The organism is Ensifer sp. Root31, assembly GCF_001424825.1.
Taxonomy (GTDB): Bacteria; Pseudomonadota; Alphaproteobacteria; order Rhizobiales; family Rhizobiaceae; genus Ensifer; species Ensifer canadensis.
Genome location: NZ_LMCO01000056.1, coordinates 218,927 through 244,882 on the forward strand (window position 1 = coordinate 218,927; position 25,956 = coordinate 244,882).

The 25,956-nt window shown below is 62.5% G+C and carries 22 protein-coding genes and 2 pseudogenes; 15 read left to right on the forward strand and 9 right to left on the reverse strand.

The window, feature by feature from the left end:
* The 3 genes from ASD00_RS32510 (at nt 1) to ASD00_RS41325 (ending at nt 2,504) form a co-directional block, all read left to right on the forward strand.
* Nucleotides 1-387 (forward strand): ACT domain-containing protein, encoded by a 387-nt coding sequence (locus ASD00_RS32510; RefSeq protein WP_025427669.1) that lies wholly within the window; start codon nt 1-3, stop codon nt 385-387.
* Between the two features lie 397 nt (nt 388-784).
* Nucleotides 785-2,293, forward strand: a complete 1,509-nt coding sequence (locus ASD00_RS32515) for a DegQ family serine endoprotease (RefSeq protein WP_057211143.1) — start codon at nt 785-787, stop codon at nt 2,291-2,293.
* Between the two features lie 40 nt (nt 2,294-2,333).
* On the forward strand, nt 2,334-2,504 hold the full coding sequence (locus ASD00_RS41325; RefSeq protein WP_156408090.1) for a hypothetical protein: 171 nt from the start codon (nt 2,334-2,336) through the stop codon (nt 2,502-2,504).
* A 119-nt stretch (nt 2,505-2,623) separates the two neighbouring features.
* On the opposite strand, the gene ASD00_RS42410 is transcribed toward ASD00_RS41325, so the two are convergent.
* Entirely contained in the window at nt 2,624-2,752 is a 129-nt protein-coding gene (locus ASD00_RS42410) for a hypothetical protein (protein ID WP_255569857.1), read from the reverse strand.
* Between the two features lie 94 nt (nt 2,753-2,846).
* Here ASD00_RS42410 and ASD00_RS32520 point away from each other — a divergent pair, with 94 nt between their 5' ends.
* The gene (locus tag ASD00_RS32520; RefSeq protein WP_057211145.1) at nt 2,847-3,749 is read left to right on the forward strand and encodes a LysR substrate-binding domain-containing protein; all 903 of its coding nucleotides are present in this window, start codon (nt 2,847-2,849) and stop codon (nt 3,747-3,749) included.
* A 272-nt stretch (nt 3,750-4,021) separates the two neighbouring features.
* Here the strand turns inward: ASD00_RS32520 and ASD00_RS32525 are convergent, their stop codons facing one another.
* Nucleotides 4,022-4,597: a GNAT family N-acetyltransferase gene (locus ASD00_RS32525; protein WP_025427666.1), complete on the reverse strand. Its 576-nt coding sequence runs from the start codon at nt 4,595-4,597 to the stop codon at nt 4,022-4,024.
* Nucleotides 4,594-5,481, reverse strand: a complete 888-nt coding sequence (gene serB, locus ASD00_RS32530; protein ID WP_025427665.1) for a phosphoserine phosphatase SerB — start codon at nt 5,479-5,481, stop codon at nt 4,594-4,596. Before serB ends, ASD00_RS32525 begins: the two co-directional genes overlap by 4 nt.
* On the opposite strand from serB, the gene miaA reads away from it, so the two are divergent.
* The gene (gene miaA, locus ASD00_RS32535) at nt 5,480-6,391 is read left to right on the forward strand and encodes a tRNA (adenosine(37)-N6)-dimethylallyltransferase MiaA (protein WP_025427664.1); all 912 of its coding nucleotides are present in this window, start codon (nt 5,480-5,482) and stop codon (nt 6,389-6,391) included. The two genes, serB and miaA, sit on opposite strands and share 2 nt — an antisense overlap.
* Nucleotides 6,392-6,557: 166 nt before the next feature.
* Here miaA and ASD00_RS32540 read toward each other — a convergent pair.
* Nucleotides 6,558-7,700, reverse strand: a pseudogene (locus tag ASD00_RS32540) (sulfatase-like hydrolase/transferase); the annotation flags it as partial.
* 186 nt (nt 7,701-7,886) lie between these two features.
* On the opposite strand from ASD00_RS32540, the gene ASD00_RS32545 reads away from it, so the two are divergent.
* Nucleotides 7,887-8,228 carry a potassium channel family protein gene (locus ASD00_RS32545; RefSeq protein ID WP_025427662.1) on the forward strand — a complete coding sequence of 114 codons (342 nt, stop codon included), beginning with the start codon at nt 7,887-7,889 and terminating at the stop codon, nt 8,226-8,228.
* Nucleotides 8,229-8,289: 61 nt separating this feature from the next.
* Nucleotides 8,290-9,390 (forward strand): calcium/proton exchanger, encoded by a 1,101-nt coding sequence (gene cax, locus ASD00_RS32550; RefSeq protein WP_057211147.1) that lies wholly within the window; start codon nt 8,290-8,292, stop codon nt 9,388-9,390.
* 29 nt (nt 9,391-9,419) lie between these two features.
* Here cax and ASD00_RS32555 read toward each other — a convergent pair whose 3' ends face one another.
* Nucleotides 9,420-9,821 (reverse strand): VOC family protein, encoded by a 402-nt coding sequence (locus ASD00_RS32555; protein WP_025427660.1) that lies wholly within the window; start codon nt 9,819-9,821, stop codon nt 9,420-9,422.
* 269 nt (nt 9,822-10,090) lie between these two features.
* Nucleotides 10,091-12,115 (reverse strand): ATP-binding protein, encoded by a 2,025-nt coding sequence (locus ASD00_RS32560; protein ID WP_162174744.1) that lies wholly within the window; start codon nt 12,113-12,115, stop codon nt 10,091-10,093.
* A gap of 216 nt (nt 12,116-12,331) precedes the next feature.
* Between ASD00_RS32560 and ASD00_RS32565 the strand changes: the two are divergent.
* From ASD00_RS32565 to ASD00_RS32595, 7 genes and pseudogenes are all read left to right on the forward strand, one after another.
* Nucleotides 12,332-14,772: pseudogene (locus ASD00_RS32565) on the forward strand (arylsulfatase).
* 58 nt (nt 14,773-14,830) lie between these two features.
* Complete coding sequence (locus ASD00_RS32570) at nt 14,831-15,178, forward strand: hypothetical protein (RefSeq protein ID WP_025427657.1); 348 nt, start codon at nt 14,831-14,833, stop codon at nt 15,176-15,178.
* 421 nt (nt 15,179-15,599) lie between these two features.
* Entirely contained in the window at nt 15,600-16,133 is a 534-nt protein-coding gene (locus ASD00_RS32575) for an SRPBCC family protein (RefSeq protein WP_025427656.1), read from the forward strand.
* 254 nt (nt 16,134-16,387) lie between these two features.
* Nucleotides 16,388-17,605: an MFS transporter gene (locus ASD00_RS32580; RefSeq protein ID WP_025427655.1), complete on the forward strand. Its 1,218-nt coding sequence runs from the start codon at nt 16,388-16,390 to the stop codon at nt 17,603-17,605.
* A gap of 795 nt (nt 17,606-18,400) precedes the next feature.
* A complete protein-coding gene (locus tag ASD00_RS32585; RefSeq protein WP_025427654.1) occupies nt 18,401-20,179 on the forward strand; it encodes an acetolactate synthase 3 large subunit in 1,779 nt (592 codons plus the stop codon).
* A gap of 22 nt (nt 20,180-20,201) precedes the next feature.
* Nucleotides 20,202-20,774 (forward strand): acetolactate synthase small subunit, encoded by a 573-nt coding sequence (gene ilvN / locus ASD00_RS32590; RefSeq protein ID WP_025427653.1) that lies wholly within the window; start codon nt 20,202-20,204, stop codon nt 20,772-20,774.
* A gap of 472 nt (nt 20,775-21,246) precedes the next feature.
* Entirely contained in the window at nt 21,247-21,741 is a 495-nt protein-coding gene (locus tag ASD00_RS32595) for a nucleoside deaminase (protein WP_025427652.1), read from the forward strand.
* A gap of 627 nt (nt 21,742-22,368) precedes the next feature.
* Here ASD00_RS32595 and ASD00_RS32600 read toward each other — a convergent pair.
* The gene (locus ASD00_RS32600; RefSeq protein ID WP_025427651.1) at nt 22,369-23,214 is read right to left on the reverse strand and encodes an aldo/keto reductase; all 846 of its coding nucleotides are present in this window, start codon (nt 23,212-23,214) and stop codon (nt 22,369-22,371) included.
* Between the two features lie 277 nt (nt 23,215-23,491).
* On the opposite strand from ASD00_RS32600, the gene ASD00_RS32605 reads away from it, so the two are divergent.
* Nucleotides 23,492-24,085: a LysE family translocator gene (locus ASD00_RS32605; protein ID WP_025427650.1), complete on the forward strand. Its 594-nt coding sequence runs from the start codon at nt 23,492-23,494 to the stop codon at nt 24,083-24,085.
* Here ASD00_RS32605 and ASD00_RS32610 read toward each other — a convergent pair.
* Entirely contained in the window at nt 24,077-24,556 is a 480-nt protein-coding gene (locus tag ASD00_RS32610) for a DUF2269 domain-containing protein (protein WP_057211149.1), read from the reverse strand. The two genes, ASD00_RS32605 and ASD00_RS32610, sit on opposite strands and share 9 nt — an antisense overlap.
* Nucleotides 24,556-25,839 carry an SDR family oxidoreductase gene (locus tag ASD00_RS32615; RefSeq protein WP_025427648.1) on the reverse strand — a complete coding sequence of 428 codons (1,284 nt, stop codon included), beginning with the start codon at nt 25,837-25,839 and terminating at the stop codon, nt 24,556-24,558. Before ASD00_RS32615 ends, ASD00_RS32610 begins: the two co-directional genes overlap by 1 nt.
* Nucleotides 25,840-25,956 lie beyond the last annotated feature (117 nt).

The window sequence follows — 25,956 nt, forward strand, 5'->3', positions numbered from 1 at the left end:
ATGCCACATAAACTGCTGATCCGGCTGGTCGATGCCGAATATGCGATCACCCGTCTCAATGTCGGTTCCCAGATGCCGGAATGGCTGCCGGGGCCGGGTTTCTGGACCGTGTCCAGCTCGCGAGAGGAAATGACCCTCGTCTGTCGCGCCGCGCGCGTCCCTTCCAGCACCCAGAGTTCGCTCGGCTGGCGCTGCTTCCGTATCGAACAGCATTTCAGCGTCGACGTGCCCGGCGTGCTTTCTTCCGTGCTCAGGCCGCTGTCGGCCGCGGGCATCGGCGTCTTTGCCAATTCGACCTTCAGCACCGACTATATCTTCGTGCCGGGCTCCGATCTCGACAAAGCGGTGCAGGCGCTGAAAGAGCACGGGCACGAGATCACCATCTGATCTACTGCATAATTCCTTAAATCGGATTCGATTTAAGGAGAAATTATGCAGTGAGCCTGAAGTGCTACAGCGTCCTTAGCGCGTCATATTTGACGCGCGGCGCTGTAGGCTCCGTATCCGCACTTTCGAGCGGATCAGAAAATCGTGTCTGGACGCTTCTGAATTCCGCCGTATCTTCACTGGAAGATCGGGTGCAACGTGATCCCCGGATCGCGTCGCTGTCACCGGCTGCATAAGTCTTCCGATCGGGATCGATCGTGGGATAAATTATGCGGCAAATCAAAGTCGCTGCAGCGACCCTTGCTCTTTGTCGGGCGCATGGGGCTGCAGAGCATCGCATGACGCGGCTACCTTCAAGGGCGCCGCACCGCCGAGACAATGTGAGGAGCTCCGCGAATTGTCCACTCGATCGAAATCCTTCGGCGCTCTGGCGCTGGCCGCCACGCTGCTTCTGTCCAATGCGGCCATGGCGCAGACGGCCGCCGTTCGCCCGCCGAGCAATGGCCCCGCATCCGTCGCCGACCTTGCGGCCGGCCTGCTTGATGCGGTCGTGAACATTTCGACGTCCCAGCGCGTCAAGAACGACGACGATGCGCCGACGCCGCAGGTGCCGGAGGGCTCGCCCTATCAGGACTTCTTCGACGAGTTCTTCAAGGGGCAGGGCGACAAGGGCGGCAACCGCCAGCGCACCGTCAATTCGCTCGGCTCCGGCTTCGTCATCGATCCCGCCGGCGTCATCGTCACCAACAATCACGTGATCGAGGGTGCCGACGATATCGAAGTGATCTTCGCCAATGGCAGCAAGCTGAAGGCCAAGCTCGTCGGCAAGGATACCAAGACCGACCTCGCGGTGCTCAAGGTCGAGCCGAAGACGCCGCTGAAGGCAGTACCCTTCGGCGATTCCCGCAAGATGCGGATCGGCGATTGGGTCATGGCGATCGGCAACCCGTTCGGCTTTGGCGGCTCTGTCTCCGTCGGCATCATCTCGGCGCGCGGCCGGAACATCAATGCCGGCCCCTACGACAATTTCATCCAAACGGACGCCGCCATCAACCGCGGCAACTCGGGCGGCCCGCTGTTCAACATGCAGGGCGAGGTGATCGGCATCAACACGGCGATCATTTCGCCGACGGGCGGCTCGATCGGTATCGGCTTCTCGGTTCCGACCGAGCTTGCCGCCAATGTCGTGCTGCAGCTGAAGGATTTCGGCGAGACGCGGCGCGGCTGGCTTGGCGTGCGCATCCAGCCGGTGACGGACGATATCGCTGAAAGCCTGAAGATGGCCTCGCCGCGCGGCGCTCTGGTCTCGGGCATTATCGAGGGCGGGCCGATCGCCAAGGGCGAGATCAAGGCCGGCGACGTCATCATCAAGTTCGATGGCAAGGACGTCTCCGAGATGCGCGACCTGCCGCGGGCGGTCGCCGAAAGTGCCGTCGGCAAGGCCGTCGACGTGGTGATCATCCGCGACGGCAGGGAGCAGACGGTCAAGGTCACGCTCGGACGGCTCGAGGATGGCGAGGGCATCGCCAATGCCGCGGTAACCACCAATGAAGAAGGCGGCGAGGACAAGAAGACGGATCAGCCGCCGGCAGCCGAGCTGCCCGCCACCGACACGGTGCTCGGCATGAAGCTGACCACGCTCAATGCCGAAAGCCGCAAGAAGTTCGGCATTGCCGACGATGTCGAAGGCGTGGTGATCGCCGAGGTCCAGGCAGGCTCTGCCGCCGCCGAGCGGCGGGTGGAGCCGGGTGACGTTATCGTCGAGGTCGGCCAGGAAGCGATGGATACGCCTGACGACGTCTCCGAGCGCGTTGAAGAGCTGAAGTCCGACGGCCGGCGCAATGCGCTGCTGATGCTTTCCAACAAGACCGGCGAATTGCGCTTCGTCACCGTGCGCATGGAATAGGACGGCGTGGCGCGATGGCCTTTTCCTGAATCCTTTCAGGATGATCGCGCCGTTCTCTCCCGGCTTGATTCCGATCCCTGAGATTTCGATTCAAGGCGGTGTCTTCCTTGAACCGGCAGCGGTCGAAGCTCAGTATTATGCGGTGGCGCTTCGGGCGATCTACAGCGTCGCGCGTCTTATTGGACGCGCAAAGGTCGCTGTCGCACTTTGAATTGCTGCATGTTTGGTAGGTCCTGTCTTACGTCCGGCACTGTGGTGACGGGCGGTGGCCGCTGTCTTGGAGGTACCGCCTGCAGCGCCGTTGGGGAAAGCGGTGCGGCGGCCCCCCCCTCAGTCTTTGGCGCAGGGCACGCCGTGGCTGGCGGTCCGTTCCGGTCGGGTGCGGTGTATGTCGTGCCGCAGGGGCTGAAAGGTCATCAGGCGCAGCGCGTCGATCAGGGTCTCGAGGATGGCGTACATGGCCGGATCCTCCTTTCTGGTTCCTCATTTCAACGCACTTGTCGCAAAGGCTCAAACGAGTTTACAGTTGTCTTCGGATGACTTGAGGTTATGCATGAAGCGCGGCCGTCTGCCCCTGACAGCGTTGCGGAGTTTCGAGGCTGCGGGCCGGCTCGAAAGCTTCACGCTGGCTGCCGGCGAGCTTTTCGTTTCCCAAGCCGCAATCAGCCGACAGATCCGCGAGCTGGAAAACCTCATCGGCCGGCCGCTGTTTGAGCGGCGCCACCGCAGCATCAGCCTGACGGTCGAGGGCCGGTCGCTGCTTTCGGTGCTGACCTCCGCCTTCGACATGGTGGGAGACAGCCTGGAGGCGCTCTCCGGGCACAAGCCTGGCCATACGCTGAGGGTCAGTGCCGAACCGTCCCTTACCGGCTGCTGGCTGGTTCCGCATCTGGCGGAGTTCCAGAGCGAGCATCCCGAGATCGACCTGTTGATCGACGCCGACCCGCGGCTTGTGGAGTTTCGCAGCGGGGACGCTGATATCGCCATGCGTCACAGCTTGAAGCTCTCCTCCTGGCCGCGCGTCGAGGCGCGACGGCTTGCGCAGGTGGAGATGATCCCGGTGATCGCGCCGGAGCTTGCCCGGTCCGGCAGGCCCTTGTTGATGCCTGTCGATCTCATGCAGCATGCGCTCCTGCACGAGGACAATCGCGAAGCATGGCAGCAATGGTTCACTGCTGCCGGGGCGGGACCGGTTCGCATCGAGCGGGGCGCGATCTTTACCGATGGCGCCATGGTGCTGCAGGCGGCGTTGCGCGGCAACGGCGTCGGGTTGGTCGATCGCGACCATGTGCGCGACGAGCTTGCGGCCGGGCGCCTGCTGCAGCCGTTCGATGTCTCGGTGCCCTATGGCGCCTTCTTTCTCGTGGCGCGGCGGTTCGACGCTTTGTCAGAGGCGGCGCAGGCGTTCGTCACTTGGGTCGAACGGAGTTATCCGGGGGCAGGGCGCGGGGGGTGACGTCTCGGATGGCGTTGCGAGATGTTCCGGGTGGGTCGCCCCTCATCCGCCTGCTGGCACCTTCTCGCCGCCTGCGGGGAGCAGGCTCGGATGTGACCGGACTGACAACGCGCAAACGTTGCGGATTGGCGAAGAGGGTTCGGCTTGCGCATCTCTCCCCGCTGGCGGGGAGAGATGTCCGGCAGGACAGTGAGGGGCAAGCGCAGCGTCATGAACTGCAAGCGGCTGACGGATGAACCCGCAAGCCGCCGTTTACCGGCGCCGCGGCGCTTTCACGCCACGTCCTTCGCCCGCTGTGCCTGCCATTCCGCCCGGGTGATTGCGTAGAGCACGTGGCGAACGAGCTGCGGTTTGTCGGCGGGGATGCGCGGGTGGTTGAAGTCGCGTGCGGGGTCGCGGTGCATTCCAAGGCGCGCCATCACCGCCGTCGAGCGGGTGTTGTCGGGGACGGCGAAGGAGACGATTTCGCGAAGGCCTTTTTCGTCGAAGCCGTAGCGCAGGAGGTCGGACGCTGCCTCGGTGATATAGCCCTTGCCCCAGAAGGGGGCGGCGAGCCGCCAGCCGATCTCGACGGTGCCTTTCGGCAGGTGGGGCTCGAGGTCGGTATAGGCGAGGCCGCAGAAGCCGATCGGCCGGTCGTCTTTTTTCAGCGCGACAGCGAAGAAGCCGAGCCCCGTTTCGGCGATGCCCTGGCCGACGCGGTCGAACAGCGCGTCGGTTTCCTCCCGGTTGCGGCGATGGGGGAAGAACGCCATCACCTCGGCATCATTGTTGATCTCGAAGAAGAGATCGCGGTCGGCCTCCTTCCAGGCGCGGATGCGCAGGCGTTCGGTCTCGGAAACGATCATCTGACGAAATCGGTCTTTCGATAGCCCTGCAGATAGAGAAGGGCCGTGAGGTCGCCATGGTCGATGCGGACCTTCGCCTGTTCGGCGACCACGGGCTTGGCGTGCAGCGCAACGCCGGTGCCGGCGAGCTGCAGCATGCCGAGATCGTTGGCGCCGTCGCCGACGGCAAGCGCCTCGTCGGTCGAAATGCCGAGGCGGCCGGCAATGTCGATGAGCGCATCGACCTTGGCCTGTTTGCCGAGGATCGGTTCGGCGACCTCGCCGGTCAGCGTGCCGTCCTTCTCGATCAGCGTATTGGCGCGGTTTTCCTGGAAGCCGAGCATGTCGGCGACCGGGCCGGTAAACACGGTGAAGCCGCCGGAGATGAGGGCGGTGTAGTAGCCCTTCGCCTTCATCGTGGCGATCAGCTCAGGGCCGCCCGGCGTCAGCGTGATGCGCCTGGCGATGACATCGCCTACGACGCTCGAAGGCAGGCCCTTCAGCAGCGCGACGCGCTCGATCAGCGCCGGCTCGAAGGCGATCTCGCCGTTCATGGCGCGGGCGGTGATGGCGGCAACCTTGTCCTTGAGGCCGACTTCGGCGGCAAGTTCGTCGATGCATTCCTGGCCGATCATGGTGGAGTCCATGTCGGCGATCAGAAGCTTCTTGCGCCTGGTGTCGGCGTCCTGGACGGCGACATCGACAGGCGTTCCGTTCAGCGCGCCGCGCAGCGCCGCCTCGGCGGCAAAGGGGTCCGTGCCGTCGGTGAGCGCCAGGTCGCAGGCGACGCCGTCGGCGAGCCAGTAGAGACCGGATGCCCTAACGGCGTCAGCGGCGGCTTCCGCGAGCGCTGGCGTCAGAACAGGATTTGACGGATTGGCGATAAGCGTGGCAACGAGAGCCATGGACAACAACCTTGAAACCGATACGGACGCGATCCTGATAACCGGGCCGACCGCCAGCGGCAAGTCCGCGCTTGCGGTCGAATTGGCGCGCCGGCATGACGGCGTGGTCATCAACGCCGACAGCATGCAGGTCTATGACACTTTGCGGGTGCTGACCGCGCGCCCTGACGAGGCCGATATGGGTGGCGTCGAACACCGTCTCTACGGCCATATGCCTGCCGGTCAGGCCTATTCGACCGGGGCGTGGCTGCGCGAGGCGCAAGCGCTCGTCGCCACGCTGCGCAAGACCGGCCGGTTGCCGGTCTTCGTCGGCGGCACCGGGCTCTACTTCAAGGCGTTGACCGGCGGGCTTGCCGACATGCCCGAAATTCCGGCCGCCATTCGCGAGCGGCTGCGCGAGCGGCTGATGCAAGAGGGGCCGGATGGGCTGCATGCCGAGCTTGCCGCGCGCGACCCGCAGACGGCAGAGACGCTGAAGCCCGGCGACGGCCAGCGTATCGTGCGCGCGCTCGAAGTGGTGGAGGCGACCGGCCAGTCGATCCGCCTCTACCAGCAGAAGAGCGGCCCTGAGATCATCGATCCGCAACGGGCGCGAAAGCTTGTCGTGCTGCCGGATCGCAAGGTGCTGCACGATCGCATCAACCGCCGCTTCGGTATGATGCTCTCCGGTGGGGCGATCGACGAGGTGCGTGCGCTCTTGGCGCTGAACCTCGATCCGGCCATGCCCGTGATGAAGGCGATCGGCGTCAGCCAGATTGCCGCGCTCCTGCGCGGCGAGATCGATGAGGCCGAGGTGATCGAGACCGGCGCCGCCGCAACCCGGCAATATGCCAAGCGGCAGATGACCTGGTTTCGCAACCAGCTCGACGACAGCTGGCAGCGCATCGAGAATGCTGCCGAGGCTATTTGAGTTCCGGCGGGCGATCGCACCACCGGATAACGATGTGTAAAATTCAGACTTGCAGGACAAAGCCGCCATTCTCGGCGGCTTTGTCGTTTGGTGCGGAAGTGTCGTCGTCAAGACGCGCCGCGGTCGACGGCGCGGCTATGCGGGCGACCACCTTCGGGATAGGTGATCAGTTGCCTGTTGGCATCGGGATACTAAAACCGTCCTTTGACAACTCATCGCGTAGCCACTGGAATTGTTGGTATTTCGAGATCTCGATCGGACCGGAGTAGCTCGCGCTCTGCAGCTTGCGCGGCGGATACTTTACATAGGTTTCCATCAGCTGTTTGATCGCGTCGCCGATGGTGACCAGCGTCCAGGTGCGCTCCGTGTAGTTGTTCATGAAGATGTCGTAGCGCTCCTGCGGGTCCTGCCAAAGATCGAAGACCTGCGGGACCGTTGCGACATATTTGGATGCGCCCTTCCAGCCAAGGTTCGAATCGACCGCCAGTCCTCCCGTCGACTGACCGTCGTCGCCGCGCAAATTGAACACCGCCTTGTAATTGCCGACGCGGGCAGCGCCGGGCGAAAGTTCGTTCTCGGTGAAGTAGAACCAGGACGTGCGTTCCGACTTGCCCGTACCGAGCAGGATCGGCGACATGTCATAGCTGTCGAAGATGGTCGGCTGGCCCTCGCGGTCCTTATCCGGCAGGGCGACGCCGGCGACGGAGGCGAAAGTCGCCATCAGATCAAGCCCGCCGACGATATCGTGGTTCTTGCTGTTTGGCTTGACCTTGCCCGGCCAGACAGCGATGGCGGGAACGCGATTGCCGCCTTCGCGAACGGTACCTTTGGTGCCGCGGAATGGCGTGTAACCGGCGTCGGGGTACACGTCCTGCCAGGCGCCGTTATCGGTGGTGTAGAACACGAGGGTATTTCTGTCCAAGCCGGTTTCATGGAGTTTGTCCATGATGCGGCCAATGCGGGTGTCCAGTTCCACGATGCTGTCGGCATACTTCGATTTCGACATCGACTTATGCTCGAACTCCGGTGCAGGCAGGTTCGGCTGGTGCACCTTCATGAAGTTGACGCTGATAAAGAATGGCTTGTCGGATTTGGATGCGTCGTCGAGGAAGCCAACGGCGGCCTTCTCGACGTAGCTATCGAAGAACGGAATACCGACAACACCCGGTGCACCGTTGATCGTCGGCGTATCGACGTACTGGCCGTTGATCTTGAACTCTTCCACGGCTTTTTCACCCGCTTTGCCTGACAGAGCGCCTTTGGTCACTTTCTGGAACATCGCCCGCAGCTTCGGATCCATGTCGGGGAACCGCAAAATCCGCTCGATGGCAGCCGACCTACCTCGTTACCGTTACAGAGTTGACATTTCTCCACATTAGATCACCCTAAATTGTAATCTGGACTGCAGGGGTAATCTGGTCGTCGGCATTATCTGGAAATGTCTTTCAGGCGGCCATCATGGGGATGGCGGCTTTCGTTTCTCGGGCAGGGTCCGATGGGTACTAAGCGCACAAGACGGATCTTCTTCATCGAGTTCTATCGCCAGCTTGGCGTTGTCTGGCCAATCCTGTCCGGCATGCTTGGCATCATGCTCGGGTGCGGCCTGTTGATCGGGCGAATAGAGGAATGGCGGATGATGGACACGCTGTATTTCACCTTCGTGACCGGTCTTACCATCGGCTACGGCGATCTGGTGCCGAGCCACTTGTCTTCGCGCGTGCTGGCCTTGCTTATCGGTCTTACGGGGATTGTGCTCACCGGCCTCGTGGCAGCCGTCAGTGTCCAGGCGCTGAGGACTACGGCCGATGATAGCAACGGGCGAGATTCGCCAGACTGAGCCTTGTTTGCTGTCGCCGGCCGCATTCCGGTCGAGAAGCCTCGATGCATTTGGGGGGCTCATGAGCCAGCTTTGGCACGAAATTCGGCACACTCCGCTCCTCTGGCTCCTGGTCCTGGGGCCGTTGGTGCTGGTGGCGCATAGTGCCGCACCCGATGCGCACACGCTGCTTTTCCTGCTTTCGGTCTTGGCGATCATTCCGTTGGCAACTTTGTTGAGCCATGCCACCGAAGCCGTCGCCGCCAGGACGGGCGACACGGTCGGCAGCCTTCTCAACGCAACACTCGGCAATCTGACCGAGCTTATCATTGCGCTGGCCGCCTTGCGGCTTGGTCAGTACACGCTGGTGAAGGCCTCATTGGCCGGCGCCATCGTCTGCAACACGCTTTTCATGCTGGGCGCTTCATTCCTGCTCGGCGGCCTGAAATACCACGTTCAGGACTACAATCGCGTCGGCGCCCGCCTGCAGACGAGCATGCTTTTCCTGGCAACGATCGCCCTTATCGTTCCGTCGGCAATGGCCGAGGCCGATAGTCTCGCAGCGGCACCGGACTTCATGCAGGAGTTGAGCTTCGGTCTGGCGATCGTTCTGATCATCGCATACGGGTTGGGCTTGTTCTTCTCCCTGAAAAGCCATCGCGAATTCTTCGGCAGCGTCGAGCATGCTGCCACCTCGGACGATGCTCCCTGGCCGTTGAGTGTTGCGCTTGCGACGTTGGCCGCCGTGACGGTCATGGTCGCCCTAGTCAGCGAAGTCTTCGTGGAATCGGTGCAGCAGGCGGCCGAGACGTTCGGAATGACGCCGGCATTCGTCGGGTTTATCGTCGTGGCACTGGTGGGGGCGGCGGCCGAAATGGCGTCGGCATTTTCCGGCGCTCGCAAAAACCGGCTGGACCTGAGCGTCGGCATTGCGCTCGGTAGTGCTGCCCAGATTGCCCTTTTCGTTGCTCCCGTTCTCGTGCTTTTGAGCTACGTCATCGGGCCGACGCCGATGGACCTGCAGTTCTGGCCGGGTGCGGTCACCATGGTGCTGCTCTCCACCATGACGGCCTTCATCGTCACGACCAGCGGCCGGGCCGCGTGGTTCGTAGGCGTGCTGATGCTCATGGTCTATGTGATCTTCGCCATGACGCTGTATCTGCTGCCGCCCAAGCTCTTGTGAGCTCGCACGCAGGCAAAGGACCCAGCTGTTCAGGGCAGGTTGATCTGCCAGGAAACGCCGAAGCGATCGTTGACCCAGGTGAAACGCCGGCTGAAGCCGTAATCCTCCGGTGGCATCAGTATCTTGCCGTCCTCAGCAAGAGCGGTGGAAAGACGAGTGAGTTCTTCCTCGCTGTCGCAATCGATGAAAAAGGAGAAGGACGGGGTGAAATCGAAGGCGTGGCTGACCGGGCTGTCGATGCATTTCACCGTCTGGCCGCCAAGGCGGAAGGCTGCCACCTTGACGCTGCCTTCGGCACCCTGTTCGCCAGGGCCATAGCGCTCGATCGACAGGATCTCGGCATCGGGAAACAGCGAGACGTAGAGCGCCATCGCCGTCTCGGCCCTGTTGCTGCCTTGGAACATCAGGAAAGGGGTGACGGCTGCTACCATGTCTGCCTCCTGCGTCGAATGTTTTGGCCGCACGCCGCGGCGCTGTTTTGATGTCGGCTTGGCCCCGTACTGGAGAACGGCCAGGTCGGCCCTGCGGTTCCCGCTCCTTTGACGCGCCCGTGCCTTTGCTGGCGCGAACGCGGGCGCACTTTTGCCGCACGCGGCGGGGGCGCACAAGTCTGTCCGATCTGCTGATGTCCGGTGGGGAGGGTGAAAACGCCTTGAGGGGCCGGCGCGAGCCGAAGCCTGCCGAGGCGCACCTGCGCGTCTCAGGGTTTGCGGATGATGCTGCCGAGCGGCCGCTTGAGCAGGCTGTCGCGCAGCGAGCCTTCGCGTCGCGGTTCGGTGGCGGGGCGGACAGCATAGGCATCAGTCGGTGGCGGCGGGCGATAGCCGGCCGCCGGCTCCGGTGTCTCGGTCAGAAGCTGCTGGCGGATCTGGTTGAAACGCTCGAGCTGCGGATTGCCGGGCTCGGGCGCGCGGGGCAGCATGTCGGGGCGATAGGGCTCGATCTCCGCTACGTCATCGTCGTCGAAGCCGGCAGGCGCCGGTTCGTCGCGGGTCTCGGGGCCCAGTTCTGCGGCCCAGAGCCGCTCGTCCTGCTCGTCGGTGGTGGCGGCCGCCAGATAGCTCTGCTGGAAATTCGAGATGTTCGGGCCGGTGATCGCCCGCATGCGGTTGACGATCGAGCGGATGTCGACGGTCGGCGGCGCGTCCTCGTCGACCCGGTCGATAATCCCGTGGGCGCGGGGCAGCCGCTCCTCGTTGACGCGGGTAAAGCGCATTCGCATGGGCACGGCGACCGCCTCGCCGAAGGCGATGGCTTCGCCGTTGCCAATCGATGAGATGAAACTGGTGGTCGAGATCGACGAGTTGGGAATGGCCGAGCGGATGATCTCCTGGTCGCGGTCGTTGGCGAGCCGCATGGCAAAGACCGTCGAGCACTGCGACAGGATCGTCGGGTCGAGTTCGCCCGGACGCTGGGTGATGATGCCGAGCGAGACCCCGTATTTTCGGCCTTCCTTGGCGATGCGGGCGATCGCCTGGCGCGTCGGCAGGAAGCCGAGCGACGGGTCGGCGGGCACATAGCGGTGTGCCTCTTCGCACACGACCAGCATGTGGATGCCGCCACTGCTCCAAAGGCCGATTTCGAACGCCATGCGGCAAAGCACCGAGGCGACGGAATTGACGACTTCCGACGGGATGCCTGCGAGTTGGAAGGTGGCGATCGGCCGGCCCTCGCCGGGAATGCGGAAGACCTTGGCGATCGTGTCCTGGATCGTGTCGGAGATCGTGTTCGACGAGAACATGAAGTGGTAGCGCGGGTCGTTGATCGCCGAGACGATCCTGACCTTGAGCGAACGCAGATGCGGCTTGTCGTTTCGCCCTTCGAGCCGGCCAATGCGCTCGTCGATCAGCGCCAAGAGGTCGGCGATGCGATAGGGCACGGGGGTATCGGCGGTAATCGAGCTCTTTTCCGTCTGGCGGCGCACGAGGCCGGACTCGGCGCTGCCCTTGAAGGCTTTCTTGGCGTCGGGAATGACGTCGCGCAGGATGTCGAGTTCTTCGGGGATGGCGGGACGGCCACGGAAAATGACCTCGGCGAACTCCTCCAGCCGGAAGAACCAGAACGGCAGGTCAAGCGTATCGGGGTCGATGACGACAGCAAGTTCCGGGAAGGCGGCGGCAAATTCGTTGTGCGGGTCGAGGATCAGCACGCGCAGTTTCGGATCGGCGGCAATCGCCTTGTTGAGCAGCAGCGTCACGGCGGTCGACTTGCCGACACCCGTGGTGCCGACGATGGCGAAATGCTTGGCCAGCATCGACGGCACATGGATCGTCGCGTCGAGGCTTTCGTCCTGGGTCAGCTTGCCGATGATGCAGCAATCGTCCTGGCCGGAATCGTAGATGCGGGCGAGATCGGCGGTGCGAATGCGATGGGCGACCGCACCAAGGTAGGGATACACGCTGATGCCGGCGGAAAACTCCTCACGGCCTCCGGGGCCGACATGGACTTCTCCCATCAGCTCGACCTCGATGCGGAAGGTGTTGTCGGTGTCTTCGCCCCATTCGCTGCTGGCCGTCTGCATGGAATAGACGAGGGCAACCACACGGTTTCTTCCGACCGTGATCGAGATCAGCCGGCCGACCGACCAGAGTTCCGTCAGCGAGGTTTCGCCCTTTTCCGCGACGGCAGCAATGGTTGCGCGCGAACCGCTGCACGCGACGACGCGGCCGAGGAAGCGATTGCCGGGCTTCAAGCCGTCGCGGCGATCCTGCTCTCCGGCACGCATCGAGGAATGAAGATCATTGTTCAGCAACGCACAACCCCGGCACAACGGTCCTTCATGTTAGCGCGGGGGATTTAACAAGTGGTTTCGGCATTGGCTGCGACGATCAGGCGCGAACGCTGCCAGCGACGCATGGCTGGTGCATTGCTCGCATCAATTTATGCGCGTACTCTAATATAATGAATTCAAAGTGTGCCTGAGCCACGGGAGATTTTCCTCATGAAAATTTGTCACAGCATGCTTGCGGGCGCAGGTTTTCTCGCCATGAGTTGCATCCCCGGGTTGGCGCAGGAGGTCAAAGGTCTCCCGGGTTCTCCGGACGCCACGATCACGATTGACGGCAAGCAGCTTCCCCAAGCCGATCCGCGCTTCGGCGGCGTGATCAATCAAAAGGCCTCGGAGTCGCAGCCCTGGTGGGCCCCGCGCATCGCGCCGCCGCAGGGCGCTCCCAACGTGCTGCTTATCATGACGGACGATGTGGGCTTCGGTGCGCCCGGCACCTTTGGTGGCGTCGTCCCGACGCCTGCTCTCGATCGCATCGCCAACGAGGGCCTGCGTTTCACGAACTTCCACTCCACATCGCTGTGCTCGCCTTCACGAGCGGCATTGATTACCGGCCGCAACCATCACGTCGCCGGCTTCGGTGTCGTTGGTGAGATGGCAACGGGATATCCTGGCTATAACTCGATCATCCGCAAGGAGAACGGCACCATCGGCACCATTCTCAGGGACATGGCTATGCCACCTCGTGGTTCGGCAAGAACCACAACACGCCCTTCTATCAGTCAAGCCAGGCGGGCCCGTTCGACCAATGGCCGAGCGGAATGGGCTTCGAATATTTCTACGGCTTCGTCGGGGGCGACGCGAGCCAGTGGCAACCGAACCTGTTCCGCAACACCACGGCCATCTACCCGTTCGAGGGCAAGCCCGATTGGAACCTGACCACGGCAATGGCCGACGATGCCATACAGTACATGACGCAGTTGAAGGAGATCGCGCCAGACAAGCCGTTCCTCGTCTACTACGTGCCCGGCGGCACCCACGCGCCGCACCATCCCACGCCGGAATGGATTAAGAAGATCGGCGATATGCATCTCTTCGACGAGGGCTGGAACAAGCTTCGCGAGACCATCTTTGCCAACCAGAAACGGCTGGGCATCATGCCCGAAAATGCCAAGCTGACGCCTTGGCCGAAGGAACTGCCGGAATGGGATACCCTCAATCTTGAGCAGAAGAAGCTCTTCATCAAGCAAGCGGACGTTTATGGAGCCTATCTCGCCTATACCGACAATGAGATCGGCAGGGTCATCCAGGCGGTCGACGATCTGGGCGAACGCGACAACACGCTGATCATCTACATCAGCGGCGACAACGGTGCGAGCGCCGAAGGCATGGTCAACGGCACGCCGAACGAGTTCACGACGTTCAACGGCGTTCCGGTCCCGGTGAAAGACCAGTATCTCTGGTACGAATTCTGGGGGTCGGACCGCACGTTCCCGCATTTCTCCGCTGGTTGGGCGTGGGCGATGGGCACGCCGTTCAAATGGATGAAGCAGGTGCCGTCGCACTTCGGCGGAACGGCTCAGGGCATGGCGATGTCGTGGCCGGGCCACATTGTTGACGCGGGAGGTATCCGCCGGCAGTTCCACCATTTCATCGACATCGTGCCGACGATCCTTGAGGCGACCGGTATCACAGCGCCGGACACGATCAACGGCATCCAGCAGCGCCCCTTCGATGGCGTGAGCATGATGTATACCTGGGACAAAGCCAACGCCGAGGCGCCATCCACGCGCAAGACCCAATATTTCGAGATGCTCGGCAATCGCGCCATCTATCACGACGGCTGGGTGGCGGCGACGACGCCAGCGACCCTGCCGTGGGAGCTGAGCGCCAAGACGCCTCCCGATGTGATCTCCGGATACAAATGGGAGCTCTACAACGTCAAGGACGACCCCACCCAGTTCGACGACCTTGCCGCCAAGATGCCAGACAAGCTTAAGGAAATGCAGGCGCTGTTTTATTCGGAGGCAGCAAAACACGACGTCTTGCCGCTGGATAACTCCACGCTCGCCCGCTGGAACGCGCCTCGTCCGAGCCTGACGGCGGGACGGGCGGAATTCACCTATTCGGGCGAACTAAGCGGTGTGCCAGCCAGTGCTGCGCCGAAAATACTGGACAAGTCCTACAGCATCACGGCCGAAGTCGAGATACCCGAAGGCGGAGCGGAAGGCATGATCGTCACCGAGGGTGGGAGGTTCGGCGGTTACGGGCTGTTCCTGAGCAAGGGAGAACTGGGGTTCGGGAGCGGTAAGGTCGTCTTCCTCTATAACCTGCTCGACCTCAAACGAACCACATGGGAAGGGCCCACACTGGATGCCGGCAAGCACACCATTGTCTTTGACTTCAAGTCGGACGGCCCAGCGCTGGGTCAAGGTGGCACGGGTATCTTGACCGTGGATGGCAAGGAAGTGGTAAGGAATTCGCTGGATCACACCACGCCGATCACGTTTCCGGAAGACGAATCTTTCGATGTTGGCCTGGATACGCGCTCCGGCGTCGCGATGATCGAGTATCGCTACGATCCACCTTTCAGGTTCACCGGCAAAATCGACAAGTTGACTTTCAAGTTGAGCGAGCAGCCAACAGCGAAGCCTTAGGCTGTTCAGGCAGCCTTGAAGCGCATGGTTGAATGAAAGGTATATGCTGGTGAGTTCGATGAAAACGGTCCTGATGTTCGCCGCCGTCAGCGAGGCGGCCACGGGGATGGCGTTACTCATCGCCCCGTCGTTTGTGGCGGAACTGTTGTTCGGCGAGCCCCTGGCCGGCGCGGGAGCGTCGGCTGCTCGCGTGGCCGGGATCGCCCTGATCGCATTGGGGCTCGCCTGCTGGCGGCATTCGCCTCTGGTCGGCATGTTGACCTACAATGTGGCCGTGACGCTTTATCTTGCCTATCTCGCTGTCGCCGGTGAGCTGACCGGCGTCCTGCTGTGGCCGGTCGTCGCGCTTCATGCCGTCTTTTCCATCCTTTTGTCGCGCGCTTGGCTCGTCGCTCCGGAGCGTTGAACGAAGATCCCAGTTCAGGACGCGGAATCTCGGGGACGACAACCTTGATTGAAGGCCACGGCGGCTGACCTGTTCGCAATAACGGGGAAGTTCGGGAAACCATACGTCCTGTCGCAAACGTAATTCAACCAAACGGTTGACTATTTGCCAGTGCGCGCGTACATTCAACCAAATGGTTGAATTATAGGTGCCTGAGATGATGTTCGTCTTTCACCCCGACCACCTGCCGAATGCCCAAGAACGCTTCTGGACCGACCGTCTCGACAGGCTCGAGAGGGCGTTGAGCCAGCGCGTGTCTCCATCAACGGAAAACCACGGCCCGACCGGCCGTGGCCAGACCAAAGCCGACCCGATCGAACCTCGCCCGGCCTTTCCGGGCCCGACAAACCCAAGCCCGACAAACCCAAAAAGGAGACGACAGATGAACGACCTTTCGACCCTGGACACCTATGGCGTGCTGAGTGAACCGGACACGTTGAAGATGACGCGGCTACTACCCGGGCCGATCGAGCGAGTCTGGGCCTATCTGACCGAAAGCGACCTGCGCCAGCAGTGGTTGGCGTCAGGCCAGATGGAGATGAAGGTAGGCGCGCCGGTCGAACTCGTCTGGCGCAACGACGAACTCACCAACCCGCCCGGCGAGCGCCCGGCCGGTTTTCCCGAAGAGCATCGGATGCAGAGCCAGATCACCGACCTCGACCCGCCGAGAAAGCTCTCGATAAGCTGGGCCGGTAGTGGTGACGTTTCCTTCGAGCTGGAGACGGTGGGCAACAGGGTGCTGTTGACCGTGACCCACCGCAGCATTGCCGACCGCGCCACCATGCTGATGTTCGGTGCCGGCTGGCACATGCATCTCGACATTCTGGCTGCTCGTGCCAACGGCACGGAGCCGCAACCTTTCTGGGACGGCTGGAACCGCCTGATGAAAGACTACGACCAACGGCTGCCTGCCTGAAGGGGGGCGCCGGTCACAACAGGCGTGTGGCGATGCAGGGCTTCTCGCTCCGAGAGCCCGATGCCGCACGCCGGCTGTGCTCCAGAAATCTGTTCGCGCAAAAAAAGTGCGACGACGAGTCGGATGTCCGAGCCCGGAAGCGTCCTTGTGCCGAGGGGACGGTGTGTGTGCCTTGCGTGGAGTTTCCGTCCGGGCCGGCGCAAGCCGGGCCGCTTGAAGAACAGCAGTCGAGATGAGGTACGAGGAGATACCACATGCACAATTCCCGATATCGCTGGGTGATCGTCGCGGCGGGCGGCCTGTTGGGCTGCATCGCCATCGGCGCCATGTTTTCGCTGCCGGTGTTTCTTCGGCCGATCTCGCAGGATACCGGCTGGTCCGTCACCGGCGTCTCCAGCGCGATGACCATCGGCTTTCTATCCATGGCGGCGGCAAGCATCGCCTGGGGCAGCCTCTCGGACCGGCTGGGCGCCCGGATGATCGTGCTGATCGGGTCGGTTATTCTTGCCGGGAGCCTGCTTTTGGCAAGCCGGGCGACATCGCTCATCGAGTTTCAGATCGTCTTCGGCCTTCTCGTCGGCGCGGCGACCGCGGCGATCTTTGCGCCGATGATGGCCTGCGTCACCGGCTGGTTCGATACCCATCGCAGCCTGGCGGTATCCCTGGTTTCTGCCGGCATGGGCATGGCGCCGATGACCATGTCGCCGCTGGCGGCATGGCTCGTCTCCATCTACGATTGGAGAACGGCGCTGCAGATCATCGCGGTCATCGTTGCCGCCGTGATGATACCGACGACGCTCTTGGTGCGCCGCCCGCCGGTTCAGGAAGACGAAAACACCGCTTCGGCAATGGATAGCGGGCCGCAATCGTCAATGTCGGTCAGCCAGGCCGTCCGGTCCCCGCAATTCATCGTGCTTCTGCTGACGAACTTTTTCTGCTGCGCCACCCATTCGGGCCCGATCTTCCATACGGTGAGCTACGCGGTCACCTGCGGCATCCCGATGATAGCTGCCGTTTCGATCTACAGCGTCGAAGGGCTCGCGGGCATGGGCGGCCGCGTCGCCTTCGGCCTGCTCGGGGACCGGTTCGGAGCCAAGCGCATTCTGGTTCTGGGACTGCTGATCCAGGCGTTCGGCGCGCTTGCCTATGTCTTCGTCAGCGAACTGGGGGCGTTCTATGCGGTGGCGGTGCTGTTCGGCTTCATCTATGCCGGTGTCATGCCGCTTTATGCGGTGCTGGCGCGCGAGAATTTTCCGCAGCGGATGATGGGCACGGTGATTGGCGGCACGGCCATGGCAGGTAGCCTTGGCATGGCGACCGGACCCTTGGCCGGTGGCCTGATCTATGACGCCTTCGCCAGCTACGCCTGGCTCTATATCGGTGCCTGGGGCATCGGTCTCGGCGCCTTCCTGATCGCCTTGACCTTCAGGCCATTCCCCAAAGGCGTGCCGGTGCCCGTACCGGCACAGTGATCATCGGGCGATAGCCCACGTGGACGGCCGCGAGGGCTTGGATCAGGTCCGCCTCGCTCGGTCAGCGCCCGGGTACCAGGCGAAGTTCGAGGACCGGCCCGTGTACGGAGGCGGGCAAGCGACGGGCTGGGCCGCGTCAATGACGCGACACGCAGCGGGTCGGCAAACCCAACGGTGACCGGGAACTGGAACGGTTGCTCGGCGATCTCGTGGCTAAGCTGGTCAACGCATGACGTCGGCGGAGCTTTCGGCCGCGATCAAGGGAGCTTTGGTCCGTGAACGGGCAGGGCCGGCTCTGTCGCAACCGCTCTATTGGTGGGAGTTCATGTCGAAGACGACCCAGCGGAAGAACAGGTAGATGGCGCCAGCGCTGATGACCAGCGGCGAGAGTACGGAAAGGTCAAGCATATCATTGCCTTGTTTTTTAGCACTGCATCATGCAGCCGGGCCATCTTTCCCCAGGCCACTTAAGTTTAAGTGGATCGATATGGTAAACGGAAGGGATTGGTGGCGATGGCGCGACGTTGCCTCATGGGCGCTTGCGGCGGCGGCGGCCCGGTTTCGTGCAATCCGATATCTCCCGGAAAAAGCGTTGACGCTTCCGGCTTTTGCGTTTAACAAATCGTCCCATGATAAATTTTGCGGTTATTCTTGTGGTGGGACGGCGCATGGGCAGGATGGTGTAACCATCCGGCAGTAGCCACCCATGCGCTAAACGAGGCTCCTGACGGGGCCTTTTTTTATGCCTTCAAACAAGCTAAGCACCCAACTGGGAAAAGGGATGGAAGCAAGTCAATGAGCGGTACAGAGAACCAGATGACAGGCGCGGAGATCGTTCTCCAGGCACTGAAGGACAATGGCGTCGAGCATATCTTCGGCTATCCCGGTGGCGCCGTGCTTCCGATCTACGACGAAATTCACCAGCAGGAAGATATCCAGCACATCCTCGTTCGCCACGAGCAGGGCGCCGGCCACATGGCCGAAGGCTATGCCCGCTCCACCGGCAAGGTCGGCGTCATGCTGGTTACCTCCGGTCCCGGAGCCACCAACGCCGTCACCCCGCTGCAGGACGCGCTGATGGATTCCATCCCGCTCGTCTGCATCTCCGGCCAGGTCCCGACCTCTCTGATCGGCTCGGACGCCTTCCAGGAGTGCGACACGATCGGCATCACCCGGCCGTGCACCAAGCACAACTGGCTGGTTCGCGACGTCAACGATCTCGCCCGCGTTATCCATGAGGCGTTCCGCATCGCCCAGTCCGGCCGTCCGGGTCCTGTCGTTGTCGACATCCCGAAGGACGTGCAGTTTGCGACCGGCACCTATACGCCGCCGTCGGCCGTTCCGGCCCAGACGAGCTACCAGCCGAAGACGCAGGGCGATCTGAAGAAGATCGAGGAAGCCGTCGAACTGATGAAGACGGCCCGCCGTCCGATCATCTATTCCGGTGGCGGTGTCGTCAATTCCGGCCCTCAAGCCTCGCAGCTGCTGCGCGAACTGGTCGAGCTCACCAATTTCCCGATCACCTCGACGCTGATGGGGCTGGGTGCCTATCCTGCTTCCGGCAAGAACTGGCTCGGCATGCTGGGCATGCACGGCACCTACGAAGCCAACATGGCGATGCATGACTGCGACGTCATGATCTGCGTCGGCGCGCGCTTCGACGACCGCATCACCGGCCGCCTCAACGCGTTCTCGCCCAACTCCAAGAAAATCCACATCGACATCGATCCGTCGTCGATCAACAAGAACGTTCGCGTCGACGTGCCGATCCTCGGCGATGTCGGCTCGGTTCTCGAAGACATGGTCCGGCTTTGGCGTGCGGCCACAAAGGCGGACGACAAGACACGGCTGGCCGACTGGTGGGAAGGCATCGTCAAGTGGCGGGCGCGCAACTCGCTGGCCTATGCCGCCAACGACGACGTCATCATGCCGCAATACGCGATCCAGCGGCTCTATGAGTTGAGCAAGGGTCGCGACACCTACATCACCACCGAAGTCGGCCAGCATCAGATGTGGGCCGCCCAGTTCTTCGGCTTCGAACAGCCGAACCGCTGGATGACCTCGGGTGGTCTCGGCACGATGGGTTACGGTTTCCCGGCTGCCATCGGCGTCCAGGTCGCGCATCCCGACAGCCTCGTCATCGACATTGCCGGCGATGCCTCGATCCAGATGTGCATCCAGGAAATGTCCTGCGCGGTCCAGTACGGCCTGCCGGTCAAGATCTTCATCCTCAACAACCAGTACATGGGCATGGTGCGCCAGTGGCAGCAGCTGCTTCACGGCAACCGTCTGTCGCATTCCTACACCGAGGCGATGCCTGACTTCGTCAAGCTGGCGGAAGCCTATGGCGGTGTCGGCATCCGCTGCGACAAGCCGGGCGAACTCGACGATGCGATCCGTCGCATGATCGACACGCCGGCGCCGGTCATCTTCGATTGCCGCGTTGCCAACCTCGCCAACTGCTTCCCGATGATCCCATCGGGCAAGGCGCACAACGAGATGCTGTTGCCGGACGAAGCCACGGACGAAGCGGTCGCCAACGCGATCGACGCCAAGGGCCGCCAGCTGGTTTGAGATAGGGACAGGAAACAATAAAATGAGCGCACACCTTCAACCGACCGGTTCCGCCTATTTCATCGCCAAGGAAACCGAAGTCGCCGAAACGCACACGCTTTCGGTTCTCGTCGACAACGAGCCGGGCGTTCTCGCCCGGGTCATCGGCCTGTTCTCCGGCCGAGGCTACAACATCGAGAGCCTGACCGTTTCGGAAACGGAACATCAGGCGCATCTCTCGCGCATCACCATCGTCACCCGCGGCACGCCGCACGTGCTCGACCAGATCAAGAACCAGCTCGAGCGGCTGGTTCCGGTCCACCGGGTCGTCGATCTCACCGTGCGTGCCGGCACGCTTGGCCATGACCGCCCGGTCGAGCGCGAGCTGGCGCTCGTCAAGGTGCATGGCTCGGGCGACCATCGCGTCGAGGCCCTGCGGTTGGCAGATGCCTTCCGTGCTTCCGTCATCGACGCCAATATCGATCACTTCGTGTTCGAGATCACCGGCAAGTCGTCGAAGATCGAACAGTTCATCGCCATCATGAAGCCGCTCGGTCTCATCGAAGTCTGCCGCACCGGCATCGCCGCGATGAACCGCGGCCCGCAGGGGATGTGATTGTAGGTTAGCGGGTAGGGGGGTGACCCTTGTCTGGCCTATCTGAGCCAGGCGGGGGGTGTTTGCCCCACACCTCAGCCCTCTCCCCGCAGGCGGGGAGAGGGGGTGCAACTTCGAGTTTGCGCAACTGGAGCGTTTCCGGTTTAGACAGAGTCGCAGAAACGCTCTATCTCCCTGTTTTGACACATTTCCTGACGGAAAACCGCTTCGCACTTTTCCTGGAAATGCTCTAGGTGGCGACTGCCACCCGTCCCCCCGATTCTTCCCTGACAAGCTCGCACCTCGATCGGCCTTGCTGCCAAAGTCAAAAAAGATCAAATTGATTCTTGTATCTGTTCATCGGGGGAATGGCAGATAGGCGGCGCTGGGGAGCTGACATCCTTTTACCTGGCAGAGAATGCAAATTACCCGTTCCGTTACCGGGGAAACATTAGTGGTGAATGAACCGCGATAATTCTCAGGAGCTCACAAAATGGCAAGCAGCAAGCGGCCCTATGATGAGACACTTTTGCGGAAGGCCTTCGATGTGGCGCGGCGTTCGCGCGAGGGCGGGGATCACCCGTTTGGTTCAATTCTCGCCGACCGTGACGGCAATGTCTTACTGGAACAGTGCAACGGCTACAGTTCGGAAGGTGGCGACCGCACGGCCCACGCGGAGCGGCTTTTAGCCACGCGCGCCGGCAAAGCCTATGATTTGGATTTTCTTGCCGGATGCACGATGTACACGTCCGCGGAGCCATGCGCCATGTGCTCAGGCGCGATCTATTGGGCAGGCATAGGGCGCGTCGTGTTTGGCCTGTCCGAGAGAGAGATGAAACAACAGATAGGCGCGAGCGAGGAAAATCCGACGCTTGATCTCCCCTGCCACATCGTGTTCGCCGCCGGTCAGCGCCCAACGGAAGTCGTCGGCCCCATGCTTGTGGACGAGGCGGCGAAACTCCACGAAGAATACTGGTCTCGTCGTTAAAGCGTTTCCGATTTAAACGGAGTCGCAGAAACGCCCTATCTCTTTGTTTTTACGCATTTCCTGACGGAATGCCGCTTCGCACTTTTCCTGGAAATGCTCTGGATCGCGACGATCCTATGAGTCCAATGGATTGGAGTCTGGTGGCAGTTTCTGCCTAATTGCGCAAGTTTGCCGCATCTATCCTTCTCCCCGCAGGCGGGGAGAAGGTGGCCGGCGGGCCGGATGAGGGGCGGGCGGAACGCTGTGCAAGTCGCCAGGAAACTTCGACAGGCCAGGCAGTTGGCTAATCCCGTAAACAGCCTACACGCGATAGGGGCACGCCATTCTCCCGCATTCCGGCCCACTGCATGTATCCTAAGGATACATGCAGCAATTCAAAGTGCTACAGCGACCTTTGCGCGCCTAATAAGACGCGCGGCGCTGTAGTGCCGGAATCCAGCGACTCGACGTCCGTCGGGTCAAAAGACCTTTCAGCCCAAAGACTTGGGCTGGCTGGATTCCTGTGACAAGCACAGGAATGACGGGGGGTTTGGCCGGTCCCCAGCGTCTCCACGACCCGTCATCATGAGAGCTGAACCTGCCAATTTCTGCCGGAAAGATCCGAGTGGGGCCTTAAACGGTCGGCCCTCAAATCATCTCCAACGACCTTTTGCGCTTCGGTGGCGGGAAGGCGTTGTCGAGGGTCGCGAGGTTTTCCGGGGTCAGGTGGATGTCCATCGCGTCGCGGTTTTCGCGGGCGCGTTCCGCCGAGCCAGTCTTGGGGATCGAGATCACGCCGGGGCGGGTTTTCAGGAAGGCGAGTGCGATCTGCGCCGGCGTTGCCTGGTGCGCCTTGGCGATGTGGACGAGATCCGCGTTGCGCAAGAGCCGGCCCTCGTCGAGCGGCGAATAGGCCATGACGGCGACACCGCGCTTCTGGCACCAGGGCAGGAGATCATATTCGATGCCGCGCCTTGAGAGATTGTAGAGAACCTGGTTGGCGGCGACGTTCTTGCCGCCGGGAACCGCCAACAACTCCTCCATGTCGTCGACATCGAAGTTGGAAACGCCCCAGGCGCCGATCTTGCCGGCCTTCTTCAGGGCTTCGAACGCCGCCACCGTCTCGGCGAGCGGATAGCCGCCGCGCCAGTGCAGCAGGTAGAGATCGATATGGTCGATGCCGAGATGCTTCAGGCTGCGCTCGCAGGCGGCCTCGGTGCCGATCCGGCTGGCATTGGAGGGCAGCACCTTGCTGACGATGAAGGCTTCGTCGCGCCGGCCTTTGACCGCCTCGCCGACGACGCGCTCCGAGGCGCCGTTGCCGTACATTTCGGCGGTGTCGATCAGCGTCATGCCGAGGTCGAGGCCGGCCTGCAGGCTCTTCACTTCCTCTGCGGCGCGCGAGCGCTCGTCGCCCATGCGCCAGGTGCCCTGGCCGAGAACCGGAACGGAGCGTCCATCGATGAGCGTGGTGGTCGGGATCGGATCGTGCATTCGGCTTTCCCCTTGGTCGGACGTGGACGGGATTAAGCGTTGGGCGGGTCCCAGCGTTTCGTATGTCGCAATCTAGCGCAATCGGCGGGTCTTTCGAGGTGCCTTTTCTCGGCGCGCAGGCGCGTTGCTGGTCGCGATATCTCGGGCGCGGAACTCGACCCAACTCCCGTTCCGTCCTATCAGGCCGGTGGTCGCCCGATGTTGTCACCGTGACAATTCCGGGCTGGTTGCCAGGATTAGGTCAATTATGTTGACCTAATCCTGGTGGAGGAAGATAATGCAGGCCGATACGCTCCTGGCGTTGTTTCTGTTCGCGCTCACGACGTCGATTACGCCGGGCCCGAACAATATGATGCTCTTTGCCTCGGGCGTGAACTTCGGCTTCGTGCGCACCATCCCGCATATGCTGGGGATCGGTGCCGGTTTCTTCTCGCTGCTGATCGCCGTCGGTCTCGGCCTGGGCGCGCTTCTCCACGCCGTACCGTTGCTCTACACCACCCTGAAGTTTGCCGGCGGTGCCTATCTCGTCTGGATCGCCTGGAAGATCGGCACCTCGCGCTCGCTCGGCGAAGGCAAGGCCGGCGCCGTGCCGATGACCTTCCTGCAGGCGGCGGCCTTCCAATGGGTCAATCCCAAGGCCTGGGTCATGGCAGTCTCGGCAATGGCGACCTATACCGGCGGCGAAAGCTACATCGCCAGCGTGCTTGCCGTCGGCCTGGTCTTTGCCCTCGTCAACGTACCGAGCGTCTCCACCTGGGCCGGTTTCGGCTCGGCCCTGCGCCAATGGCTGTCGGAGCCCGCACGGCTCAAATGGTTCAACATCACCATGGCGGTGCTGCTCGTCGTCAGCCTGTGGCCGATGCTAAAATAGCTGGAACTGCGGCTTTGCCAGCATCAGCCAGAAAATGCCGACAACGGCAAAGAAGGCCGGGAAGCCGCAGGCAAACCAGATGGCATAGAGCCGATCGAAGGCCGGCGGCAGCGGCGTGTTCTCCGCCGCAGCAAGCTGCGCCAGATTGCGCAGCCGGATCTGGATCCAGACCACGGGAAGCCAGAACAGGCCGGTGACGACATAGAGGATCAGCGACAGCGCGATCCACCCTTCCGCAAGCGACCAGCCGATGCTTGTCGCCAGCAGATATCCGGTGATCGGCTGAAACACCACGGCTGTGGCGGTGAAGACCGTATCTGCGACCACGACTGTGCCGGCGACATGGGCGATCAGCCGCGCATCGCGCGTGCGGCTCGCCATCAGCATGAAGAAGGCGATGCCGGCGCCGGTACCGAAGAGCACGGTGGCGCCGATGACATGGGTGAGGCGCAGGAGGTCGTCCGGAAACATCAGCGTTCATCCCGAATGGCGAGGGTGGCAAGCGTCAACAGGATCGACGGCAGAACCTTGACGAGCGGCCCGAGCGGATCGGTCCAGAGTTCGGGCTCCGCCAGGGTTGCGGAGGCGAGATAGGCGGCGGTCAGCGCCAGCATTCCCAAGAGCGCCTGTTTCGCCCACGGGCGGACGAGCACCGCGGCTCCGAGCACGATATCGGCAAGGCAGGTCAACAGCGTCAACGCCGTTGCCGGGCCTTCGGCCAGGAACCGCAGGAAATGCTGTCTCGCCGCATCGATGGCAAAGAGCGGGACCAGCCCCGAAAGCAACCAGAAGGCCGACAGCCCGACGATCAACAGTGGTTTCAAAAGATAAAGCCGGGCAAACCAGAGATCCTGCACGCCGGATGGCACAGCCGAAAGGCTTTGGCGGGCCGACAGAAACGGCACCGGGGCGTGAGCGTCATCCTCGGCTGAGACGCCGCCGGCCATCACCGAAAGCGCAGTCGAGCGCAGTGGCGAGCGCCAGCCGAGCCGTCCGGCGATATCGGCAAGGAGCCCGACGGGTGCGGCGAGCGGGGCCGGCAGCGAAACGATCCTAGCTGGCGATAGGCCAAGCCATTGGCGGTGCAGCGCGACGAGCTCGGCAAGGGGTGGCCGCTCTGGGTGGCCGAGCACGAGGTCGCTTCGTTCGGGCAGGAGACCTGCGACGGCGGCGCTGACCGCCTCGGTGACATCGCTAAGGGCAACTGTTTCGACGCGGCTTTGCGCGTGGACGAGCGGGATCGCGAAGGGCAGGGCGGCAAGCGCCCTGAGCAGGGCCGAGCCGCCATGGGCATTGCGGCCGAGCACCAGCGCCGGCCGCAGAATGACATGCGACACGCCGCTTTCCGCAAGCGCCGTGTCGGCGCGGAACTTGGTGGCGAGAAAGGCGAGGTCAGTGCCGGCATCGCCGCGCGGCGCCGAGATCTGCACGATGCGCATCGGCGGTTTGTTTTTGGCAGCGGTATAGAGCGCCAGCATCGCCGCTTCCTGGGTTGCAGCGACATGATCGGCCAGGCCATCCTGCAGCGCGCCGGCGCAGTTGACGACCACGTCATGCGTCTCGACCAGCGGCAGCCAGTCGCCGGCCTTGCGCATCTCAGCAAGGTCGGCGGCAATCCATGACGCTCCCGGCCGTTTCAGCCGGGCGCGGGCGACATTGCGACCAAGGCCGGTCACCCCATGTCCGTCGCTTGTCAGTCGATCGAGGAGGGCCGAGCCGATGAAGCCGGTGGCGCCGAGAATCAGAATTTTCATGACGTCAGTTTACAGAGCTGCCAGCGAAAATTGGCGGGTAAAAATGATCGAGCAGCGAAGGTGGATTGGACGACTTCGCGCCTCGGATGGAGCCGGCATCATGCAACAGCAGAGGCT

Coding starts and splice junctions, on each gene's coding strand:
- ASD00_RS42410 (WP_255569857.1), bottom strand. CDS start 2,752: ATGTACGCCATCCTCGAGACCCTGATCGACGCGCTGCGCCTGATGACC.
- ASD00_RS32525 (WP_025427666.1), bottom strand. CDS start 4,597: ATGATCGTTTCCGAGACCGAACGCCTGCGCATCCGCGCCTGGAAGGAG.
- ASD00_RS32570 (WP_025427657.1), top strand. CDS start 14,831: ATGAAAACGGTCCTGATGTTCGCCGCCGTCAGCGAGGCGGCCACGGGG.
- ASD00_RS32605 (WP_025427650.1), top strand. CDS start 23,492: ATGCAGGCCGATACGCTCCTGGCGTTGTTTCTGTTCGCGCTCACGACG.
- ASD00_RS32585 (WP_025427654.1), top strand. CDS start 18,401: ATGAGCGGTACAGAGAACCAGATGACAGGCGCGGAGATCGTTCTCCAG.
- ASD00_RS32580 (WP_025427655.1), top strand. CDS start 16,388: ATGCACAATTCCCGATATCGCTGGGTGATCGTCGCGGCGGGCGGCCTG.
- ASD00_RS32560 (WP_162174744.1), bottom strand. CDS start 12,115: ATGCGTGCCGGAGAGCAGGATCGCCGCGACGGCTTGAAGCCCGGCAAT.
- ASD00_RS32575 (WP_025427656.1), top strand. CDS start 15,600: ATGAACGACCTTTCGACCCTGGACACCTATGGCGTGCTGAGTGAACCG.
- miaA (WP_025427664.1), top strand. CDS start 5,480: ATGGACAACAACCTTGAAACCGATACGGACGCGATCCTGATAACCGGG.
- ilvN (WP_025427653.1), top strand. CDS start 20,202: ATGAGCGCACACCTTCAACCGACCGGTTCCGCCTATTTCATCGCCAAG.
- ASD00_RS32600 (WP_025427651.1), bottom strand. CDS start 23,214: ATGCACGATCCGATCCCGACCACCACGCTCATCGATGGACGCTCCGTT.
- ASD00_RS32520 (WP_057211145.1), top strand. CDS start 2,847: ATGAAGCGCGGCCGTCTGCCCCTGACAGCGTTGCGGAGTTTCGAGGCT.
- ASD00_RS32595 (WP_025427652.1), top strand. CDS start 21,247: ATGGCAAGCAGCAAGCGGCCCTATGATGAGACACTTTTGCGGAAGGCC.
- ASD00_RS32615 (WP_025427648.1), bottom strand. CDS start 25,839: ATGAAAATTCTGATTCTCGGCGCCACCGGCTTCATCGGCTCGGCCCTC.
- serB (WP_025427665.1), bottom strand. CDS start 5,481: ATGGCTCTCGTTGCCACGCTTATCGCCAATCCGTCAAATCCTGTTCTG.
- ASD00_RS32545 (WP_025427662.1), top strand. CDS start 7,887: ATGGGTACTAAGCGCACAAGACGGATCTTCTTCATCGAGTTCTATCGC.
- ASD00_RS32510 (WP_025427669.1), top strand. CDS start 1: ATGCCACATAAACTGCTGATCCGGCTGGTCGATGCCGAATATGCGATC.
- cax (WP_057211147.1), top strand. CDS start 8,290: ATGAGCCAGCTTTGGCACGAAATTCGGCACACTCCGCTCCTCTGGCTC.
- ASD00_RS32555 (WP_025427660.1), bottom strand. CDS start 9,821: ATGGTAGCAGCCGTCACCCCTTTCCTGATGTTCCAAGGCAGCAACAGG.
- ASD00_RS32610 (WP_057211149.1), bottom strand. CDS start 24,556: ATGTTTCCGGACGACCTCCTGCGCCTCACCCATGTCATCGGCGCCACC.
- ASD00_RS41325 (WP_156408090.1), top strand. CDS start 2,334: ATGATCGCGCCGTTCTCTCCCGGCTTGATTCCGATCCCTGAGATTTCG.